Consider the following 18,589-nt stretch of genomic DNA (forward strand, 5'->3'; position numbering starts at 1 on the left):
TCGGCACTGCGCGCGACGAAGGCGAGGATGCGATGACCGAACTGCGGGCCCGCCCCATCGTCCTGGGGAACCGGTACGAGCTGCCGCCCAGGCATCGCCGCGGCCGGGCGCTGCTCAAGCTGACCCGGACGACCGACCACAAGGTCATCGGCCTGATGTACCTGTTCACCTCGCTCGGGTTCTTCGTCGTCGGCGGCGCGATGGCGCTGCTGATGCGCAGTGAGCTGGCTCGGCCCGGCCTGCAGTTCCTCTCGAACGAGCAGTACAACCAGCTGTTCACCATGCACGGCACGATCATGCTGCTGCTGTACGCGACCCCGAACCTGTTCGCGTTCGCCAACCTGGTGCTGCCGCTGCAGATCGGCTCCCCGGACGTCGCGTTCCCCCGCCTCAACGCCTTCTCCTACTGGCTGTTCCTGTTCGGTGGCCTGATCGTGCTGGCCTCGTTCGCCACGCCGGGCGGGGCCGCGGACTTCGGGTGGACCGGCTACACCCCGCTGTCGGACTTCATGCACTCGCCCGGCGTCGGGGGCAACATGTGGGCGGCCGGGCTCATCGTGTCCGGTCTCGGCACGATCCTTGGCGCGGTCAACATGGTGACGACCATCGTGTGCCTGCGCGCGCCCGGCATGACGATGTGGCGGATGCCGATCTTCACCTGGAACATCCTGTTCACCTCGATCCTGATCCTCGCCGCGTTCCCGATCCTCACCGCCGCCCTGTTCGTCCTGCTGGCCGACCGGCTTATCGGCGCGCACGTGTTCGACCCCGCGAACGGCGGCGCCATCCTGTGGCAGCACCTGTTCTGGTTCTTCGGCCATCCCGAGGTCTACATCATCGCCTTGCCCTACTTCGGGATCGTCACCGAGATCATTCCGGTGTTCAGCCGCAAACCGCTGTTCGGCTACCGGCTGATGGTGTTCGCGACGATCGGCATCACCGCGCTGTCGTTCGCCGTATGGGCGCACCACATGTTCGCCACGGGCGCGGTGCTGCTGCCGTTCTTCTCGTTCATGACGTTCCTGATCGCGGTGCCGACCGGGATCAAGTTCTTCAACTGGATCGGCACCATGTGGAAGGGCCGCATCAGCTTCGAGAGCCCGATGCTGTGGTCGGTCGGGTTCCTGGTGACGTTCCTGCTCGGCGGGCTGACCGGCATCATCCTCGCCGCCCCGCCACTGGACTTCCATGTCACCGACAGCTACTTCGTTGTCGCGCACTTCCACTACGTGCTGTTCGGCACCATCGTGTTCGCCACGTTCGCCGGGGTGTACTTCTGGTTCCCGAAGATGACCGGGCGGATGCTCGACGAACCGCTGGCCAAGCTGCATTTCTGGACCACGTTCATCGGGTTCCACACGACCTTCCTGGTCCAGCACTGGCTCGGCGACATGGGCATGCCGCGCCGCTACGCCGACTACCTGCCGACGGACGGGTTCACCCTGCTCAACACCATCTCGACGATCGGCGCGTTCATCCTCGGCGCGTCGATGCTGCCGTTCATCTACAACGTGGTCCGCAGCTACCGGTTCGGCGAGCCCGTCGAAGTGGACGATCCTTGGGGCTTCGGCAACTCGCTGGAATGGGCCACGACCTGCCCACCACCCAGGCACAACTTCCTGGAGCTGCCGCGTATCCGCAGCGAGCGGCCGGCGTTCGAGCTGCACTACCCGCACCTCGTGGAACGCCTGCACGACGAAGGCCACATCACCCTGACCGGCAAGCCGGTCCCGCACTCCGAGGCCGCCGAGACACCGTCCGAAAAGGCCTCGCAGGCGAGCACGCCACACGATTAGGGGTCGTCCCCCTCGGGTAGTCGGTTCAGGACCGACTTGGAGGAGACGACGATGAGTGAAGCAGCCGGTCCTGGACCGACGGCGGTCGGGGACCGCTCGATCGCGCAGCTGGTCCAGGACATGTCCGAGCAGACCAGGCGTCTCGTGCGGGACGAGCTGCTCCTGGCCACAGAGGAGCTCAAGCAGAAGGGCAAGCGCGCCGGCATCGGTGCCGGCCTGACCGGTGCCGCCGGAGTGGTCGCGCTGTTGGGGGCCGCGACGCTGATCGCGTGTGCCGTGCTCGCGCTCGCGCTGGTCCTGCCCGCGTGGGCGGCCGCGCTGATCATCGGCGTGGCGCTGCTCGCGGGGGCGGGCATCGCCGCGATGCTGGGCGCGAAGAAGCTGAAGTCCGCCGTCCCGCCGGTGCCCGAGGAAGCCGCCGCGGGCGTGCAGAAGGACGTCGACGTGGTGCGGCAGAGGGGGCACAGCGATGTCCAAGCGTGAGACGTTCCCCCGCGACGTGGAGGAGGCGCGCCTCGACGCGGAGCTGACCCGGCAGGAGCTGGGCGAGACCGCGGAGGCGCTGGCCGAGAAGGTGAAGGACACCGCGCACACCACGCAGCGCGCTGCGCTCACCACGGGCGCCGCGATCGGGGCGGGGCTGTTGCTGGTGCTGATCATCCGCAGGATCATCGGCGGGAGGTGACGTGATGAGCCGGCACGTCGAGGTCGAGACCGAGCTGTGGGACGAGTTCCACCGGGTGGTGAACATGACCTCGCGGGAGCTGAGCGAATGGCTGCGCACGCGCTCGGCACACGAGGACGCCGAGGAGCTGCCGGACCACTCCGGCACGCCCACCGGTCAACGGGTCCTGGACATCCTGCAGAAACGGCGGGTGGACCTCACCGACGACGACGAGCGGGTGATGCGGAAGGTCGTCGACAAAATCCACGCCGAGCGGCGGGACGACCTCGAGCCCACCGCCGGGCAGGAGAACTGGCGGCATCGCCTGATGTCGCTGGGGCACGACCCGTTGAAGGGAGTGCGTGATGGAACGCGGTAGCGGGAAGCACAGCCCACGCGAGGACGACGAGCTCAAGCACGAGCTGCGGGGAACATTGCAGGGCAACCGGTCCAGCCGCGCCGAGGAGTGGCGCGACCCGGAGCCGCCCGCCGACGACGACCCGGACGTGCCGAACGCCGGGCCGCCTCAGCGGTAGAGCTTCGCCGCGTATTCGGGGCCGTAGTAGCGTTCGAGCTCTTCGAGCGAGTCGCCCGGGCGTTCCAGCGCCCGGGCGATCACGGGTCGCGAGGGCGCCGATTCCGGTCGCCACGTCTCGGGTTGCCACAGGTTCGAGCGCATGAACGCCTTGGCGCAGTGGTGGAAGATCTGCTCGATCTCGACCACGATCGCCAGTACCGGGCGGTGGCCCTTGACGACCATGTCCGCGAAGAACGGGGCGTCGCGGACCAGCCGGGCCCGCCCGTTGATCCGGAGGGTGTCGCCGCGGCCGGGGATGAAGTAGAGCAGGCCCACGTGCGGGTTCTCGAGGATGTTGCGGAACCCGTCGACCCGCTTGTTGCCTGGCCGCTCCGGGATCGCGATCGTCGTGTCGTCGAGCACGAGCGTGAAGCCGGCCGGGTCGCCCTTGGGGGACACGTCGCAGCTGCCGGCGGCGTCGGCGGTGGCGATCAGGCAGAACGGCGACCCGGCGAGCCACTGCCGGTCGAACTCGTGGAGCTTCGGGCGTTCCTTGCGCCGCGCCGCCTCGTTCGGCAGGCCGATGAGTTCGCGAAGCTCGTCCTCCGAGGTGAGTTCGTCCATCTCCACCCGGCCGACACTACTCCGGCGAGAACCGCGCCAAGGCCTCTTCCAGCAACGTCTCCACGATCCGGCTCTCCGGCACCGTCTTGACCACCTCGCCCCGCACGAAGATCTGTCCCTTCCCGTTGCCCGAGGACACCCCGAGATCGGCTTCGCGTGCCTCGCCGGGGCCGTTCACGACGCAGCCCATCACGGCCACCCGCAGCGGAACCGGGAAGCCCTCGAACGCCGCCGTCACGCGTTCCGCCAGCCGGTAGACGTCCACCTGCGCGCTGCCGCACGACGGGCAGGACACGATCTCCAGCCGCCGCGGCCGCAGCCCCAGCGACTCGAGGATCTGCGCGCCCACCTTGACCTCCTCGACCGGCGGCGCGGAGAGCGACACGCGGATCGTGTCGCCGATGCCTTCGGCCAGCAGCACCCCGAACGCCACCGCCGACTTGACCGTGCCCTGGAACGCGGGCCCGGCCTCGATCACACCGAGATGCAGCGGGTACTCGCAGCGGCGCGCGAGCTGCCGGTACGCCTCGATCATCACCACCGGGTCGTGGTGCTTCACCGAGATCTTCAGGTCGGCGAACCCGTGCTGCTCGAACAGCGAGCACTCCCACAGCGCGGACTCCACCAGCGCCTCGGGCGTCGCCCGGCCGTACTTGGCCAGCAGCCGCTTGTCCAGCGAGCCCGCGTTGACCCCGATCCGGATGGGCACCCGCGCGGCGGTCGCGGCGCGGGCGATCTCGGCGACCTTGTCGTCGAACTTGATGATGTTGCCCGGGTTCACCCGCACCGCCGCGCAGCCGGCGTCGATCGCCGCGAACACGTACCTGGGCTGGAAGTGGATGTCGGCGATCACCGGGATGGCCGACTTGGCCGCGATGGCGGACAGTGCGTCGGCGTCGTCGGAGGAGGGCACCGCGACCCGCACGATCTCGCAGCCCGCCGCGGTCAGCTCGGCGATCTGCCGCAGGGTCGCGTCGACGTCGGCGGTGACGGTCGTGGTCATCGACTGCACCGACACCGGCGCGCCCCCGCCCACCGGCAAGTCCCCGACCCTGACCTGCCGCGACTTCCGGCGCCGTACCGGCAGGTCCGGGAGGCCGAGCGCCACCGCGCTCACGAGCGCACCGTCACGGGCAGTGTGAAGTGGACGGTCTCACGCGTGGTCTCGCGCTCCTCGACGGTGACCGGGCCGAGCCCGCCGATCGCGTCGATCACCGCGCGCACCAGCCGTGGCGGCGCCGACGCCCCGGCTGTCAGGCCGACGACGCCCGCGCCGGCGAGCCAGGCAGGCCGGATGTCGCGGGGGTCGTCGATCAGGTGCGCCGGCGTGCCGGCCCGCCGGGCGAGCTCGACCAGCCGCACCGAGTTCGAGGAGTTCGCGGAGCCGACCACCAGCACCACGTCCGACTCCACGGCGATCGACTTCAGTGCGTCCTGCCGGTTCGTGGTGGCGTAACAGATGTCGTCCGAGGCCGGGCCGCGCAGGGCGGGGAACCGGGCGCGCAGCTCGGCGACCACCGCCGCCGTCTCGTCGGCGCTCAGCGTGGTCTGGGTCAGGTAGCTCACCCGTGCCGGATCGGCGACCTCGACCCGTCGCGCCTCCTCGACCGACTGCACCAGCACCGTCCGGTCCGGCGCCTCGCCGAGGGTGCCCTCGACCTCCTCGTGCCCCGCGTGCCCGATCAGCAGCACCGTGTTCTCCTGCGCGGCGAACCGCCGGGCCTCGGTGTGCACCTTGGTCACCAGCGGGCAGCTCGCGTCGATCACCTCGAGCCGCCGTCGTTTCGCCTCCGCGCGGACGGCGGGGGAGACCCCGTGCGCGGAGAACACCGTGACCGAGCCGCGCGGCACCTCGTCCAGCTCCTGGACGAACACCGCGCCCCGCGCTTCGAGCCCGGCGACGACGTGCCGTTGTGCACGATCTCCTTGCGCACGTAGATCGGCCCGCCGCGCTGGGCGAGCAGCCGCTCCACGATCTCGATCGCCCGCTCGACCCCCGCGCAGAACGACCGCGGCGCGGCGAGCAGCACCGTGCGCGCCCGCCCGGTGGCGGCGAGCCACGCCCCGGTCGCGGCACACACCGTCTCGGTCACCTCGGGCGAGGGCCGTCCGGTCACGGCCACGCCGAGCCCGGCCTCGCCGCCGGTCACCGGGAACACCGCACGCAGCGCCGCCGCCCCTCGGTCGGCGGCGCTGACGTGCAGGTGCCCCCTGGTCACGGGAACCCGGCGCCGGCGCAGTCGCCCTCCAGCAGGACCGCCGCCGGGCACCGGACGGCGGGCCTGCTCGGCCACAGCAGGTCGTCGGCGACGAGTACCGCACCGGGTTCGGGGCGGCCGGGATCGTGCGCGGCCAGGATGCTCTGTGCTGCGGTGAAGGACATCGGTTCTCCTAGTGGTCCCGGCGGGTGATCAGCTGGGCGAGCGCTTCGAGCTCGGCTCTCGGCTTCGGCTCCAGTGCTCGTAACTGCGTGCGCGCTCTCGCCAGCAGCTCGTCTGCCGGGGCCCGGCTCCAGGCGCGACCGCCCGCGCGCTCGACCAGCTCGGCCGCGCGGGCCAGCTCCGGTGCCGACAGCGTGCCCGGTTTCCGGTACAGCGCCGCTAGTTCGCGGCCCTCCCCGGTGTCCGACGCGAGCGCGGCGACCACCGGCAGCGACTTCTTGCGGTTGCGCAGATCCGAGTACACCGGCTTGCCCGTCACCGCGGGTTCGCCCCAGATGCCCAGCAGGTCGTCGGCGAACTGGAACGCGAGCCCGACCTCCTTCCCGAACGCGCGCAGCCGCGCGACCTGCGCGGGACTGCCGCCGCCCGCGAGCGCGCCGAGCGCGCACGCGCAGCCCAGCAGCGCCCCGGTCTTGCCGGCGGCCATCGCCCGGCACTCGTCCGCGCCGACGGTCTCCCGTCGCTCGAACGCGAGGTCCGCGCTCTGCCCCTCGATCAGGTCGAGCACCGCGGTCAGCAGTGCGCGCAGCTCGTCCGGCCGCTCGGCGAGCAGCCGGGTGGCGAGTGCGAGCAGCGCGTCACCGGCCAGGATCGCGGTGCTCGTGCCGAACTCCTTCCACACCGTCGCCCGGTGCCGTCTCGTCGCGTCACCGTCCATCACGTCGTCGTGCACCAGCGAGAAGTCGTGCACCAGCTCGACGGCGGCCGCGGCGGGCAGCGCCCGTTCGGCGGGCGCGCCCACCGCCTGCGCGGCGAGCAGGACCAGCGCCGGCCGCATCGCCTTGCCGCTGCCGCCACCGTCGGTCCAGCCGAAGTGGTGTGCCGCGACGGGCCGCATCGACGGCGGCAGCTGCGCGACGGCCGCCCGCAGCCCGGGTTCGACCAGTTCCCGTGCCCACGTCAGGGTTTCCTGTGCCGTCCGGGTACCGGAAATCAGCTCCGCCGTCATCGTCCGAGCTCCACGTTCTCCAGGATGCCGAGCGCATCGGGCACCAGCACCGCGACCGAGTAGTACACACTGACCAAATAGGACAGCATCGCCTTTTCGCTGAGCCCCATGTACCGCACGTTGAGGCTCGGTTCGATCTCGTCGGGCAGCCCGCTCTGCCGCAGCCCGATCACGCCCTGCTTCTGCTCGCCGACCCGCATCGCGAGGATCGACGTCGTGTTCCCCGCCGACACCGGGAACTTCGGCGACGGCAGGATCGGCACACCCCGCCACGACGTCAGTTGTGTCCCGTCCACGCCGACGCTCTGCTGCAGCACGCCGCGGCGGCTGCACTCCCGGCCGAACGCGGCGATCGCGCGGGGATGGGCGAGGAAGAACGCCGTGTTCCGGCGCCGGGACAGCAGCTCGTCCAGGTCGTCGGGGGTCGGTGGCCCGCCCCGGTTCTGGATCCGCTGGCGGTGCTCGGCGTTGTGCAGCAGGCCGAACTCCGGGTTGGTCAGCAGTTCCTGCTCCTGCCGTTCCCGCAGCGCCTCGACCGTGAGGCGCAGCTGCTGCTCGACCTGGTTCATGGGCTTGTTGAACAGGTCCGCGACGCGGGAGTGCACGCGCAGCACGGTCTGCGCGACGCTCAGCTCGTACTCCCGCGGCGCCAGGTCGTAGTCGACGAAGGTGCCCGGCAGCTCCGGCTCCCCGCGGTGCCCCGACGCGAGCGTGATCTCGGCTTCCCCGTGCTTGTTCTGCGGCAGCGCGGCCCGGGCGCGCAGCCGCGTCACGTGCTCGCGCAGGGAGTGCGAGGTCTCCAGCAGCTGCCGGAGATCGTCGCGCCGGAGCACCAGCACCGTCACCGGCGTGAGCGCCCGCGCCGAATGCCGCCAGGACCCGGCTGTCCCGGCGAGCAGCTCCTGCCCGAGGAACTCGCCGTCGGCGAGTACGCCGAGGGAGGTGGTGTCGCCGTACTGCCCGGTGCCGTTCCTGGCGACCTTGCCGTGCGCGATCAGGAACCCTTCCTCGACGGGCTGTCCCGCCTCGGTGACCGGGTCACCGGGCCGGTACTCGCGTTGCACGAGCCGCCCGGCGAGCGCGGCGAGCACCTCCGGCTCGCCGAACCCGCGCAGGATCGGCAGCTCGCCGAGGCTCTGCGGGACCACCCGGACTTCGCCGCCGGTGCTGTAGCACGCCGCCCGCCCCTCGCCGACGGCATGCGTGAGCCGCCGGTTGACCCGGTATGTGCCCGCCGCGGTGTCGACCCAGGGCAGCATGCGCAGCAGCCACCGCGAGCTGATGCCACGCATCTGGGGGACGGACTTGGTCGTGGTGGCCAGCTGCCGCGCCGCCGTGGTGCCCAGCGACAGCCTGGCTTCCGCCTCGAACGTCGTCACGACTAGCGCCCGACTTCGACGTTCTCCAGGATCCCCAGGGCATCGGGGACGAGAACGGCCGCCGAGTAGTACGCCGTGACCAGGTAGGAGATGATCGCCTTCTCGTTGATGCCCATGAACCGCACCGAAAGGCCCGGCTCGAACTCGTCCGGCAGGCCCGTCTGGTGCAGGCCGACCACACCCTGGTTCTTCTCGCCGGCCCGCATCAGGATGATCGAGCTGGTGCGGGTCTCGCTGACGCCGATCTTGTTGCACGGCAGGATCGGCACACCCCGCCACGACGGTACCCTCTGCCCGAGGAAGTCCGCATTGGACGGATAGACGCCACGCGCGGAGCACTCGCGGCCGAACGCCGCGATGGCCCGGGGATGGGCGAGGAACACCGTCGGCTCCTTCCACACCGTCGCCAGCAGCTCGTCCAGGTCGTCCGGCGTGGGCGGCCCGGTGCGGGTGTGGATGCGCTGCTGCACATCGGCGTTGTTGAGCAGTCCGAAGCCGGTGTTGTTGACCAGCTCGTACTCCTGGCGCTCGCGCAGCGCCTCGACGGTGAGCCGCAACTGCTGCTCGACCTGGTTCATCGGCTTGTTGTAGAGGTCCGCGACGCGGGAGTGCACGCGCAGCACGGTCTGCGCGACGCTCAGCTCGTACTCCCGCGGCGAGAGCTCGTAGTCGACGAAGGTGCCGGGCAGGTCGGGCTCGCCGTCGTGGCCCGAAGACAGGTCGATGTTCGCCTCGCCGTGTTCGTTCTGCGAAGCGAGCCGGCCGGCGCGGAACTTCGCGACCTGCTCCTGCAGCGCCTCCGAGGAGTTGTACGCCTCGTCGAACGCGCGCTGGGGGAGCACGAGCACGGTGCACGGCGTGACCGCCTTGACCGTGTACTCCCAGATGTCCTCGGGATCGGCGAGCGTCTTGTCGCCGAAGTGGTCGCCGTTCGCGAGCACGCCGAGGGTCGTCTCCTCGCCGTACTGCCCGGGGCCGATCTTGCTGACCTTGCCGTGCGCGATCAGGAAAGCCTGGTCCGACGTGTGCCCGAACTCGACGATCACGTCGCCCGTTTCGTAGCTGCGCTGCTCGAACCGCTCGGCCAGCGCCGCGAGCACGCCCTGGTCGTCGAAGCCGCGCAGCAGCGGCAGTTCGGCGAGCTCGGCCGGGATCACGCGGACCTCGGTGCCGGTGCTGATGAAGGTGACGCGGCCGTCGCCGACGGTGTAGCTCATGCGGCGGTTGACCCGGTACGTGCCGCCGTCGGCCTGGACCCACGGCAGCACGCGCAGCAGCCACCGTGAGGTGATGGACTGCATCTGGGGGACGGACTTGGTCGTGGTCGCCAGTTGCCGCGCCGCCGCGGGGCTCAGGCTCTGGCGCCCGGCGCCGTCCTCGACGCTCGGCTCGGCGGAATCGGTCACAGTCACGGCAAATACCACCTATCGTCATGCATTGGGGAATCAGTGATTTCGTGTTTCCGCGAGAAATTCAGACTGCCCAATTCAGCGGGCGAAATCGACGTTAGCACCAGCCGCCGGGGTCGTACAGTCACTCGACAGCGTGCCCCTGCCGGAATCGGGCTCCCCGGGCTTCGTGAATTTCGGCATCCGGGTGAGCGGGCCGACCGACAGTAGTTTCCGGATAAAACACTCACCTGGACCGAGCAGCCGTGTCGGGCACGAAGGAGTGAGCCCGGCGGGATCCGCTGCCGCTGTTGGGCCGAACGGTGGTAAACCGGCCGCAGCACGCGGCCAAGTGTCCCCCGTTTCGGCCAATGATCGACTGTTTTTCCCTGCGGTGCAACGACTTTTCGCTGGACATGCCGGGTGTTGGGGGTCTCGTGACAGTTCGTGACCGTGCGGACACGGTTGTACCAATGCGGCCGCCGGTGCGGGTCATCGACGGCGCCGTTGTCCCGGAAAAAAAGTGCTCTCTCCGTTTTCGCCTGCTCCGGTCAAGCGAGTTCGGCACTTGCGCGTGCTGCCGCTCGAATGAAAACAATTGATCGATCTTGCCGGAGCATCCCGGCCGTGATTACGTGAACTCCGGTGAAATTGTCTCCGCTTCGGAACGGGAACCCGCATGAACGTGTACGTGACCGGTCTGCTCTGGGTGGCCGGCTCGATGATCGTCGGCGCCCTGATCGCCTATCTCGTGCGCCGCTACGGTCTCGACGAGGGCCGTCCGGACAACAACGACGCGGCGGGCCAGGCGTTCACGATCGTCGGCGGGCTGCACGCGGTCGTGGTCGCGTTCGTGCTGATCTCGTTGTTCGACGCGGCGAGCACGGTGCGGGACGGGTCGTACCAGGAGACGCAGGCACTGGTGTCCGCGACCTGGGCCGCGGACGCACTGCCCGAGCCGGCGCACACGCAGGTGCCCGAGCTCGCGCGGCAGTACGCCCGGACCGTGGTGCAGCAGGAGTGGCCGCGGCTGCAGAACGGGGGGATGCCGGGGGAGGAGGGCTGGACGCTGGTCAACCGCATGCGCGCGTCGCTCGACGCGACCGACCTGCCCGACGACGACTGGCTGGTCGACCAGAAGACCGATGCGGCGAGTGACCTGACGGACGTCTACGAGCAGCGCCAGGCACGGTTGAACGCGGTGCGGGACAACGGCGTCGGCGTCGTGCTGTGGTTCGTGCTGGTCGTCGGGAGCGTGATCTTCGTGCTGCTGCCGAACCTGTTCGGCGGGACGAGACAGGCCACCCACATCATCATCGTGTCGACACTGGCCGCGACGACGACATTGCTGCTGTACGCGATCTTCCAGATGCAGAACCCGTTCGCGGGCGGGGCGAAGGTCGGTCCCGAAGCGTTCAGCCAGGCGATCGCACGGCTGAGCTGATGCGCTGGTTCGGGGTGCTCGCGGTGGCGGCCCTGATCGCGCTGACGGCCGGTGTCCCGCGGGCCGTGGCGGCGAGTGCGAGCTGCGTCGCGATCCGGGTGCGGGACACCGGCCGGCTGTCCACGGTGTCCCGCACCGAGTACCCGGCGCTGGCGACGACGACGCTGGGCCAGATCCCGTACCGGCTGAACGCGCTCGGGTACCTGCGGTCGCGGGACCTGGCGTACGGGCTGACCGACGGGGGCCGGGTGGTGACACTGGACCGGCGCGGGCGGACGTCGGACCTGGGGTTCCCGGCGGGGAAGCGGCTCGACGACATGACGTCCGGAGCGATCAACGGGAACACCTGGTACGTCAAGGGAAAAGGTTTTCTGTACAAAGTGGACGTCCAATCGGGACTGGTGTCCGTGCGCGGCTCGGTGCTGCTGTACCCGTGGCTGCTGGCAGCGGAGGTCGACGACTTCGCGTTCGACCCGGCGGACGGGCTGCTCTACGGGGTCGCGTCGACCGGTGTCGTGGTGAGCATCGACCCGAGTTCCGGGCTCGCCCAGCCACTGCCCGGCGAGCCCCTGCCGAAGGCGACGGCGTACGGCTCGGTGGTGCTCGCCCCGGACGGCACCCTGTACGTGACGGCCAACGTCGCGGGAGGGCGGAGCCGGGAGTACCGGGTGACCCGGCGCGGCGGGTGGGCCGAGCTGGGCACCGGCCCGGTGGCGTCCGCCACCGACGCGGCGGGCTGTCTCGCGCCGCTGCCTCCCGCGTCGCCGCCGCCCAGTCCTTCGCCGACCCCGACTCCGCCCCCTCCGCCGCCCTCACCGCCGCCCTCACCGGTGCCGCCGCCCCCGGCCGTTCCCGCTCCACCGGCTCCACCGGCGCCGCCGGCCCCGGCCGTGGTCCCGGCCCCGCGCCCGCTGCCGCCACGCCCGACGGTCCGGCCCGCGCCGCGCCGCACGCCCCCGCCGACGAAGAAAGCCCGCGCCGCCCGCTGCGGACCCCTTGGCAGCGACGAAGGTCAAACGCGACTGGGCGCTGACCGCGCTGATCCTCATCCTGGGCGGCAGCATCGTGGCGCGGCGCATCACCCGCTGACGCGGGGCACACCGCCCGCTGACCGTCGACCTCGGCGTGCTCACCCGCCAAGCGCGCCCGCTGGGTTCGAGTCCGGATCGAGGTACGTGTCGTGCCCTTCGACGACCAGCGGCCCCTCGAAGGTCAGCACCTCGTTCACCAAGCCGCCCTTCTGGTTCCGGTAGTGGATCACCACTGTCCGCACCCCGGCGTACACGCCCACCACCTCGAACCGCAGGTCCGGAATCCACCGCAGGCCCTCGGTCCAGTACGCGCGCAGCGCGGCCCTGCCGCGGATCACCCCGTCCGACCCGTCGAGCAGCTGCGCGGCGACCGGCGAGGTGAAGACGACGTCCTCGCCGAAATGCGCCAGCAGCGCGTCCAGGTCGTGCGCGTTCCACGCCTTGACCCAGCCCTCGGCGAACTCCCGCACGAACTCCCTGTCCATCACCGCAACCCCACACAATCCAGATCCCAAAACGGCGCCGAGTACGCCGGCGTCCCCGTCATCCATGGTTCGTACGACGGCAGGACGGCGACCTGGAACGCCGGCTCCGGGACACGCACCGAAGTCGCACGGAAACCGAGCGCGACAGCGCCATCGAACCCGCGCCGACCCTAGTACGCCGGCGCGCCTTCGAGGAACACCAATGGTGCCTGCCCCACGAGCCGGCGTCCAGCTCCGCCGCGAGCGAGACCGACCGCAGCGCGGCGGGCGCGGTCCGTAGTGCCGACGCGAGCACCGGGATGCGCGAGTCGGCGAATGCCCTTTCCTGCAGCAGCAGCACAACCTCGTGGTCTGCGGCGGTTTCCGGCCGGATCTTCACCCCATCGAAGGTAGGCGCCCGACCGCCGTGGCGCGAGCGATTTGCCCGTCGTGCACACTGAAGGCATGATCTTGCATCCGATCGGCTACGTCCGGTCCCCGAGGTCAACGCCGGTCGGCGACGACTGGGACTCCGTGACCTCGCTCGTCGAGCTGGACGGGGCCCGCTTCGGCGCCACCGCGTTGCGCGGGCTCGAGGAGTTCTCGCACGTCGAGATCGTGTACGTGTTCGAACCCCCCGCCGTCCCGCGCACCGCCTCCCAGGTCGGGATCTTCGCCCAGCGCGCGGGAAACCGGCCCAACCGCCTCGGCGTCACCCGCTGCCGGCTGCTCGGCATCGGTGACCTGACGATCAAGGTGCGCGGGCTGGACGCCGTGGACGGCAGCCCCGTTCTCGACATCAAGCCCTGCCTCGCCGACCGGCGCTACGAGCCCGTCCCGAGCGCGAAGACCGTCGTCGTCCGGTAGGTCTGCCCCGGGCGGAGCACGGTGCTCGGGAACGACGGGTGGTTGGGGGAGTCGGGGAAGTGCTGGGTCTCCAGCGCGAACCCGTAGCTCTGCCGGTAGGTCTTGCCGCTCGTGCCGACCAACGTGCCGTCGAGGAAGTTGCCCGAGTAGAACTGCAGGCCCGGCTGGCCGGTCAGCACCGTCAGCTGCCGTCCGCTCGCCGGGTCGGTGGCGTGCGCCGCGACCGACAGCGAACCGGAGTGGTTGAGCACCCAGTTGTGGTCGTAGCCCTGACCGGTGAGCAGCTGCGGGTCGTCGTCGTTCACCCGCGCTCCGATCGCCGTCGCCTTGCGGAAGTCGAACGCCGTACCCTGCACCGACGCGAGCTGCCCGGTCGGGATCTGCGTGCTGTCGGTCGGGGTGTACCGGTCGGCGTCGATCTGCAGCTTCTGGTCATAGACGTCGCCGGACGCCTCGCCCGCGAGGTTCCAGTACGTGTGGTTGGTCAGGTTCACCACCGTCGGCTTGTCGGTGGTCGCCGTGTAGCCGATGCTCAGCCGGTTCTGACTGTCCAAAGTGTACGTCACGGTGGCGTGCAGGGTGCCGGGGTAGCCCTGGTCGCCGTCCGGGCTGGTGACACTCAGCCGCAGGCCGCCGGGGATCTCCGTGACGTCCCAGACCTTCTTGTCGAAGCCGGCGAGCCCGCCGTGCAGGCTGTTGCCGTTGTTGTTCACCGGCACGTGGTAGGTGTGACCGTCCAGGGTGAACGTGCCCTTGGCGATCCGGTTGGCGTAGCGGCCGACCAGGGCGCCGAAGTAGACTCCGCCCCCGGCTTCCGGGCTGTTCTTCGCGACGTAGTCCGCCAGCGTCGGGAAGCCGAGCACGACGTTAGCGGTGTGGCCGTGGCGGTCCGGGGCCTCGACGGTCTGGATGATCCCGCCGTAGCTGAGGATCCGGACCCGCATCCCGCGGCCGCTGTCGAGGGTGTAGCGGTAGACGGACGTGCCGCCCGCCTTGCCGAAGTACTCTTTGGTCACCGAAGGCGGCTTGGCGGCGGCGGCAGCAGCGGGGTTCACACCCGCGAAGCCTACCGCCGCCACGCCCGCCGCACCGGCAGCGAGCGCGGTGCGGCGCGAGAACCTGGTCCCCATTGACCCTCCCAGTGTCTTCAGGTGTTCACCCGGTATTCGGCGTGGACGAGCTCGAGCAGCTCGGCCACGGAGGTCTCCTTCGAAGCCTTGTCGAACGTGATCTCGCCGTGCTGCAACAGGTTCACCCGGTCGCAGACGTCGACCACCTGGCTGTAGTTGTGCGCGATGAGGATGATCGCGATGTCGCCGCGCTGCTTGAGCTGGGCCAGCAGCCGCAGGATCAGCCCGCCCTCCTTGGCGCCCATCGCCGCGAGCGGCTCGTCGAGCAGCAGCAGCTTCGCGTTGTTCGAGTACACCGAGCGGGCCACGGCGATCGCCTGCCGCTGCCCACCCGAGAGCTGGCCGACCTCGGCGGTGACCGACGGGATGTTGATGCCGATCGCGTCGAGCGCCTCCCTGGCGCGCCGCTTCATCTCGCGGCGGCGCAGGAACGGCAGCGGCTTGTGCACCAGCTCCTTGTTCAGGTGCAGGTTCAGGTACACCGGCAGGTCGTTGACCATCGCGAGGTCCTGGAACACCGTCTCGATGCCCAGGCTCCGCGCGTGCGTCACCGACTTGAGCTGCACCGGCTGCCCGTCGAACACCAGCCGGCCACCGTCGGGCTGGTGGTAGCCGGTCAGGATCTTGATCAGCGTGGACTTGCCGGCGCCGTTGTCGCCGATGAGCCCGAGGATCTCGCCCTTGCCGACCGACAGGTTGATGTCGGTCAGCGCCCGTACCGGCCCGAACCCCTTGCTGACGTGCTCGACGCGCATCACCTCGCTCATGACACCCTCCGTGTTCCGCGGGACACCCGCACCCGGTCGGCTGTCATGAGCGGGGCTTCGCCATCGTCGCTCATGACACCCTCCGTGAACCGAGCCGTTTCCGGACGACCGTCACGTAAACGTTCAGCAGTGCCGCGACGAGGATTGCGACGCCGAGCACCACGTAGAACGCGTTCGCGCTGATCCCGGTGAGGTTGAACCCGTCGTAGACCAGGCCGAGCAGCAGCGCGCCCAGGAACGCGCCGATGACCGTGCCGGACCCGCCCAGCAGCGCGGTCCCGCCGATGACCGCGGCGGCCACCGCGTAGAACATCGTGTTGAAGCCGCCGTTGGTCGGGTCGTAGGAGCCGACCCGGGTGCCCTGCAGGATCCCGGCGAACCCGGCGAGCGCGCCGGTGATCGAGAAGCAGATCACCTTGACCCGGTTCGTCCGGATGCCCGACTCGGCCGCGCCGATCGGGTTGCCGCCGGTCGCCTGGGTCGCGATGCCGAACCGGGTGGTGGACAGCACGACCTGCATGATCGCCACGATCACCAGCGCCCACAGGAACTCCGACCAGCCCCAGCCGCCGAAGACCGACACCACCCAGCTGTCCGTCGGCGCGCTCACCGGGGAGCCGCCGGAGATGATCAGCGAGAGCCCCCACAACAGGAACGCCATGCCCAGCGTGGTGATGAACGCGGAGAGGTTGAACAGCGTGTGCACCAGACCGTTGACCATGCCGATGAGCGCGCTCACCACGACCGCCCCGATGAGCGCGAGGAACAGTGGGAAACCATTGTTGTAGAACAACATCAGCACGAACGGCGACAGGGTGAACACGAACCCGGCCGACAGGTCGATCTGCCCGCAGATCAGCACCATCACCTCGCCCGCGCCGACGATCGCCCACGGCGCCACGTACTGGGCGATGGTGTGGTAGTTGTCCGAGGTCGCGAAGCCGGGCCCGCTGGTGAGGCTGAAGTAGATCGCCGCGGCGATCGTCACCAGCAGGATGCTCAGCTCCTTGACCCGGATCAGCCCGAGCAGGAACCCGACCCGCCCGGGCGGTCCACCGGGCTCCGTGCGGCCGGGGCGCTTGTCGGTGAGCGCGTCGGTCATGTAGGCGCTCCTCCTAGTGGGTCGAGGCGGTGGCCGCGGGCAGCGGGATCGACGCGGGCATCGGCACGAGGTCGGCCTTCGGGCCGCCCTCGAACTTGCTGTTGGCGGAGATGTAGGGCGCCACGTTGTCCTTGGTGACGAACGTCAGGCCGGTGTCGGTGACCGGCGGCGAGACGAGCGTGCCCGAGAGCCGGAACATGTACATGTACAGCACCGGCAGGAAGCCCTGCAGGTAGGCGGACTGGTCGATGGTGAAGTCCAGCGCCCCGGACTGCACGCCCTTGAGCGTGTCCGCCAGCGTGTCGTACCCGCCGGCGTGCACCTTGCCCTGGATCCCGCGGTTGCTGATCAGCTGCGCGATGGACGCCGTACTACCCGCGTCGACCGCGTAGACGCCCTTCGCGTCGGCGTGCCCGTCGTAGGCGGCGGTGATGGCGTTGAGCTCGTTCGCCTGCTCCGCGCCGGTGTTGATGGACAACACGGTCACCCCCGGCGCGGCCTGCTTGAGCGCGTCGGTGATGCCGTCCAGGCGGGGCTGGACGTTGTTGCCGCCGGGCTGGGAGATGCCGACCAGGATCGTCCCGGAGGTGACGTCGCGCGCGATCCGCTGTCCCATCAGGAAGCCGGACTGGTAGAGGTCCTGGCCCACGTAGGTGAGCGGGTAGTTGCCGGGCGCGGTCGCGTTGTAGGCGACGACCGGGATGCCCTTGGCCAGCGCGCGCTTGGTGGGCTCGACGAACGCGTTGTTGTCGGTCAGCGCGATCGCGATGCCGGCCACGTTGGCGTTGATCGCGGTGGAGAAGGCGTTCGCCATCTCCGAAACATTTCCCTCGGTGGACCCGGTCCACTGCGGATCCGGCAGGCCCAGCAGCTTGGCCGCGTCGGTCATCCCGGTCTTCGTGGGCACGAAGAAGGAGTTCGTGGTCACGTGGTTGATGAACGCGAACTGCCAGGGCGGGGTGCCGGGGAACGCGCCGGCGCCGCCGGAGGCGGAGTTGCCCTGCACCCCGTTGCAGGCGGTCAGCAGGGCGCTCGCAGCGACCGCGCCACCACCTGCCCCGAGGAACTTCAGTGCGGCTCTGCGCGAGGTCGCGGAGTGCGCATCGCTCATGATCAACCACCCATCCACGTCGGCGGGGAACTCGGGGCTCTGCAAGCGTGCCTGAATCATTGGATGATTCGTCGAATCCGTCAAGGCTCGGCCGGAAGGAAGTCCGGGAGAAGGTAACGATTCGGACAAGCGTGTCGTTTGACTTTATGGATATATGATTTGAGGATTACTCCGTGAGGATGACCAAGGAGGGGCCGCTCGGCAGGCACCGCACGATCCATGGCCGCGTGGTGGAGTGGCTCGGCCGCCGGATCATTTCCGGTGAGCTGCCCGCCGGTAGCAGGCTGCCGAACGAGGCCGAGCTGGCCGCGCAGCTCGACGTGAGTCGCGGCGGGGTGCGCGAAGCCGTGAAGGCGTTGGCCGCCAAGGGTTTGGTGGAGGCGAGGCCGCGGCTGGGCACCCGGGTCCTGCCGCGCGAGCAGTGGAACCTGATGGACCGCGAGGTCATCAACTGGCACGGCAGGCTCGCCAAGGCCGACTTCCTGCAGGACCTGCTCGAACTGCGACTCATGGTCGAGCCCGATGCCGCCCGGTTGGCCGCCGAGCGGGCCTCCGAGGAGCAGGTCGCGATCCTGGAGGACGCGTACGCGCGGATGGAGGCGCACGCGCCGAACCTGCCCGCGGAGGAGGACGCGTTCGTCGAGGCGGACCTCGTCTTCCACCTGACCCTGTTGCGGGCCAGCGGCAACCAGCTCATCGAGCAGCTCGGCCGCCTGCTGGAAACCGGGCTCTACCACGGGCTGGAGGCCAGCTCGCACGCGCCGGGCGGGGTCGCCGCGACGCTTCCGCTGCACCAGACCGTGCTCGTCGCCGTGCGCGCCCGCAGGCCCGTCGCCGCCGCGCGGGCGATGCGTAAGCTGATCGAGACGACGACCGACGCCGTGCGGCAGATGGTGGGGCGGTAGCGATGTCCAC

General features: G+C 69.9%; 19 protein-coding genes and 2 pseudogenes. 9 read left to right on the forward strand and 12 right to left on the reverse strand.

Going from position 1 to position 18,589, the window contains the following annotated elements:
* Positions 1-32 precede the first annotated feature (32 nt).
* The 5 genes from ctaD to LWP59_RS11545 are packed head-to-tail and all read left to right on the forward strand — an operon-like array spanning position 33 to position 2,996.
* A complete protein-coding gene (gene ctaD, locus LWP59_RS11525) occupies positions 33-1,796 on the forward strand; it encodes an aa3-type cytochrome oxidase subunit I (protein ID WP_144643545.1) in 1,764 nt (587 codons plus the stop codon).
* Between the two features lie 51 nt (positions 1,797-1,847).
* The gene (locus LWP59_RS11530) at positions 1,848-2,279 is read left to right on the forward strand and encodes a phage holin family protein (protein ID WP_144643546.1); all 432 of its coding nucleotides are present in this window, start codon (positions 1,848-1,850) and stop codon (positions 2,277-2,279) included.
* Positions 2,266-2,481 (forward strand): DUF3618 domain-containing protein, encoded by a 216-nt coding sequence (locus LWP59_RS11535; protein WP_144643547.1) that lies wholly within the window; start codon positions 2,266-2,268, stop codon positions 2,479-2,481. Before LWP59_RS11530 ends, LWP59_RS11535 begins: the two co-directional genes overlap by 14 nt.
* A gap of 4 nt (positions 2,482-2,485) precedes the next feature.
* On the forward strand, positions 2,486-2,839 hold the full coding sequence (locus LWP59_RS11540; protein WP_144643548.1) for a DUF3140 domain-containing protein: 354 nt from the start codon (positions 2,486-2,488) through the stop codon (positions 2,837-2,839).
* Positions 2,826-2,996, forward strand: a complete 171-nt coding sequence (locus tag LWP59_RS11545; RefSeq protein WP_186383510.1) for a hypothetical protein — start codon at positions 2,826-2,828, stop codon at positions 2,994-2,996. The genes LWP59_RS11540 and LWP59_RS11545 overlap by 14 nt, the downstream gene beginning before the upstream one ends.
* On the opposite strand, the gene LWP59_RS11550 is transcribed toward LWP59_RS11545, so the two are convergent.
* The 7 genes and pseudogenes from LWP59_RS11550 to LWP59_RS11580 all read right to left on the reverse strand — a co-directional run bounded on the left by LWP59_RS11550 (position 2,987) and on the right by LWP59_RS11580 (position 9,782).
* The gene (locus LWP59_RS11550) at positions 2,987-3,601 is read right to left on the reverse strand and encodes a pyridoxamine 5'-phosphate oxidase family protein (protein WP_144643556.1); all 615 of its coding nucleotides are present in this window, start codon (positions 3,599-3,601) and stop codon (positions 2,987-2,989) included. The genes LWP59_RS11545 and LWP59_RS11550 overlap by 10 nt on opposite strands.
* A 16-nt stretch (positions 3,602-3,617) precedes the next feature.
* The gene (gene ispG, locus LWP59_RS11555; RefSeq protein ID WP_144643549.1) at positions 3,618-4,718 is read right to left on the reverse strand and encodes a flavodoxin-dependent (E)-4-hydroxy-3-methylbut-2-enyl-diphosphate synthase; all 1,101 of its coding nucleotides are present in this window, start codon (positions 4,716-4,718) and stop codon (positions 3,618-3,620) included.
* Positions 4,715-5,682: pseudogene (ispH, locus tag LWP59_RS40940) on the reverse strand (4-hydroxy-3-methylbut-2-enyl diphosphate reductase). Before ispH ends, ispG begins: the two are co-directional and overlap by 4 nt.
* Before the next feature lie 134 nt (positions 5,683-5,816).
* Complete coding sequence (locus LWP59_RS11565) at positions 5,817-5,984, reverse strand: hypothetical protein (RefSeq protein ID WP_186383511.1); 168 nt, start codon at positions 5,982-5,984, stop codon at positions 5,817-5,819.
* 8 nt (positions 5,985-5,992) lie between these two features.
* Positions 5,993-6,991, reverse strand: a complete 999-nt coding sequence (locus LWP59_RS11570) for a polyprenyl synthetase family protein (protein WP_144643550.1) — start codon at positions 6,989-6,991, stop codon at positions 5,993-5,995.
* Positions 6,988-8,370, reverse strand: a complete 1,383-nt coding sequence (locus tag LWP59_RS11575) for a family 2B encapsulin nanocompartment shell protein (protein WP_229858336.1) — start codon at positions 8,368-8,370, stop codon at positions 6,988-6,990. The genes LWP59_RS11570 and LWP59_RS11575 overlap by 4 nt, the downstream gene beginning before the upstream one ends.
* Before the next feature lie 2 nt (positions 8,371-8,372).
* Positions 8,373-9,782 carry a family 2B encapsulin nanocompartment shell protein gene (locus tag LWP59_RS11580; RefSeq protein ID WP_144643551.1) on the reverse strand — a complete coding sequence of 470 codons (1,410 nt, stop codon included), beginning with the start codon at positions 9,780-9,782 and terminating at the stop codon, positions 8,373-8,375.
* 655 nt (positions 9,783-10,437) lie between these two features.
* On the opposite strand from LWP59_RS11580, the gene LWP59_RS11585 reads away from it, so the two are divergent.
* On the forward strand, positions 10,438-11,202 hold the full coding sequence (locus LWP59_RS11585; RefSeq protein WP_144643552.1) for a bestrophin-like domain: 765 nt from the start codon (positions 10,438-10,440) through the stop codon (positions 11,200-11,202).
* A pseudogene (locus LWP59_RS40945) lies at positions 11,202-11,840 on the forward strand (DUF6923 family protein); the annotation flags it as partial. The gene LWP59_RS11585 and the pseudogene LWP59_RS40945, both read left to right, overlap by 1 nt.
* Before the next feature lie 491 nt (positions 11,841-12,331).
* Here LWP59_RS40945 and LWP59_RS11590 read toward each other — a convergent pair.
* Positions 12,332-12,718, reverse strand: coding sequence for a nuclear transport factor 2 family protein (locus tag LWP59_RS11590; protein WP_144645243.1), 387 nt, complete (start codon positions 12,716-12,718; stop codon positions 12,332-12,334).
* Positions 12,719-13,162: 444 nt separating this feature from the next.
* Here LWP59_RS11590 and LWP59_RS11595 point away from each other — a divergent pair, with 444 nt between their 5' ends.
* A complete protein-coding gene (locus LWP59_RS11595) occupies positions 13,163-13,564 on the forward strand; it encodes a TrmO family methyltransferase domain-containing protein (RefSeq protein WP_144645241.1) in 402 nt (133 codons plus the stop codon).
* Here LWP59_RS11595 and LWP59_RS11600 read toward each other — a convergent pair.
* The 4 genes from LWP59_RS11600 to LWP59_RS11615 form a co-directional block, all read right to left on the reverse strand.
* Positions 13,522-14,694, reverse strand: coding sequence for an aldose epimerase family protein (locus LWP59_RS11600; RefSeq protein ID WP_144645239.1), 1,173 nt, complete (start codon positions 14,692-14,694; stop codon positions 13,522-13,524). The two genes, LWP59_RS11595 and LWP59_RS11600, sit on opposite strands and share 43 nt — an antisense overlap.
* 17 nt (positions 14,695-14,711) lie before the next feature.
* Positions 14,712-15,461, reverse strand: coding sequence for an ATP-binding cassette domain-containing protein (locus tag LWP59_RS11605; protein ID WP_144645236.1), 750 nt, complete (start codon positions 15,459-15,461; stop codon positions 14,712-14,714).
* A 70-nt stretch (positions 15,462-15,531) separates the two neighbouring features.
* Positions 15,532-16,563: an ABC transporter permease gene (locus LWP59_RS11610; protein WP_144645234.1), complete on the reverse strand. Its 1,032-nt coding sequence runs from the start codon at positions 16,561-16,563 to the stop codon at positions 15,532-15,534.
* 13 nt (positions 16,564-16,576) lie between these two features.
* Positions 16,577-17,674: a substrate-binding domain-containing protein gene (locus tag LWP59_RS11615; RefSeq protein ID WP_144645232.1), complete on the reverse strand. Its 1,098-nt coding sequence runs from the start codon at positions 17,672-17,674 to the stop codon at positions 16,577-16,579.
* A gap of 179 nt (positions 17,675-17,853) precedes the next feature.
* Between LWP59_RS11615 and LWP59_RS11620 the strand changes: the two genes are divergently transcribed.
* Positions 17,854-18,579, forward strand: a complete 726-nt coding sequence (locus tag LWP59_RS11620; RefSeq protein ID WP_229858352.1) for a FadR/GntR family transcriptional regulator — start codon at positions 17,854-17,856, stop codon at positions 18,577-18,579.
* Positions 18,580-18,589: the final 10 nt, after the last annotated feature.

Source organism: Amycolatopsis acidiphila, assembly GCF_021391495.1.
Classification (GTDB): Bacteria; Actinomycetota; Actinomycetes; order Mycobacteriales; family Pseudonocardiaceae; genus Amycolatopsis_E; species Amycolatopsis_E acidiphila.

Coding starts and splice junctions, on each gene's coding strand:
- LWP59_RS11530 (WP_144643546.1), top strand. CDS start 1,848: ATGAGTGAAGCAGCCGGTCCTGGACCGACGGCGGTCGGGGACCGCTCG.
- LWP59_RS11545 (WP_186383510.1), top strand. CDS start 2,826: ATGGAACGCGGTAGCGGGAAGCACAGCCCACGCGAGGACGACGAGCTC.
- LWP59_RS11540 (WP_144643548.1), top strand. CDS start 2,486: ATGAGCCGGCACGTCGAGGTCGAGACCGAGCTGTGGGACGAGTTCCAC.
- LWP59_RS11565 (WP_186383511.1), bottom strand. CDS start 5,984: ATGTCCTTCACCGCAGCACAGAGCATCCTGGCCGCGCACGATCCCGGC.
- ctaD (WP_144643545.1), top strand. CDS start 33: ATGACCGAACTGCGGGCCCGCCCCATCGTCCTGGGGAACCGGTACGAG.
- LWP59_RS11550 (WP_144643556.1), bottom strand. CDS start 3,601: ATGGACGAACTCACCTCGGAGGACGAGCTTCGCGAACTCATCGGCCTG.
- LWP59_RS11620 (WP_229858352.1), top strand. CDS start 17,854: ATGACCAAGGAGGGGCCGCTCGGCAGGCACCGCACGATCCATGGCCGC.
- LWP59_RS11570 (WP_144643550.1), bottom strand. CDS start 6,991: ATGACGGCGGAGCTGATTTCCGGTACCCGGACGGCACAGGAAACCCTG.
- LWP59_RS11615 (WP_144645232.1), bottom strand. CDS start 17,674: ATGAGCGATGCGCACTCCGCGACCTCGCGCAGAGCCGCACTGAAGTTC.
- LWP59_RS11595 (WP_144645241.1), top strand. CDS start 13,163: ATGATCTTGCATCCGATCGGCTACGTCCGGTCCCCGAGGTCAACGCCG.
- LWP59_RS11585 (WP_144643552.1), top strand. CDS start 10,438: ATGAACGTGTACGTGACCGGTCTGCTCTGGGTGGCCGGCTCGATGATC.
- LWP59_RS11590 (WP_144645243.1), bottom strand. CDS start 12,718: ATGGACAGGGAGTTCGTGCGGGAGTTCGCCGAGGGCTGGGTCAAGGCG.
- LWP59_RS11605 (WP_144645236.1), bottom strand. CDS start 15,461: ATGAGCGAGGTGATGCGCGTCGAGCACGTCAGCAAGGGGTTCGGGCCG.
- LWP59_RS11535 (WP_144643547.1), top strand. CDS start 2,266: ATGTCCAAGCGTGAGACGTTCCCCCGCGACGTGGAGGAGGCGCGCCTC.
- LWP59_RS11600 (WP_144645239.1), bottom strand. CDS start 14,694: ATGGGGACCAGGTTCTCGCGCCGCACCGCGCTCGCTGCCGGTGCGGCG.
- LWP59_RS11610 (WP_144645234.1), bottom strand. CDS start 16,563: ATGACCGACGCGCTCACCGACAAGCGCCCCGGCCGCACGGAGCCCGGT.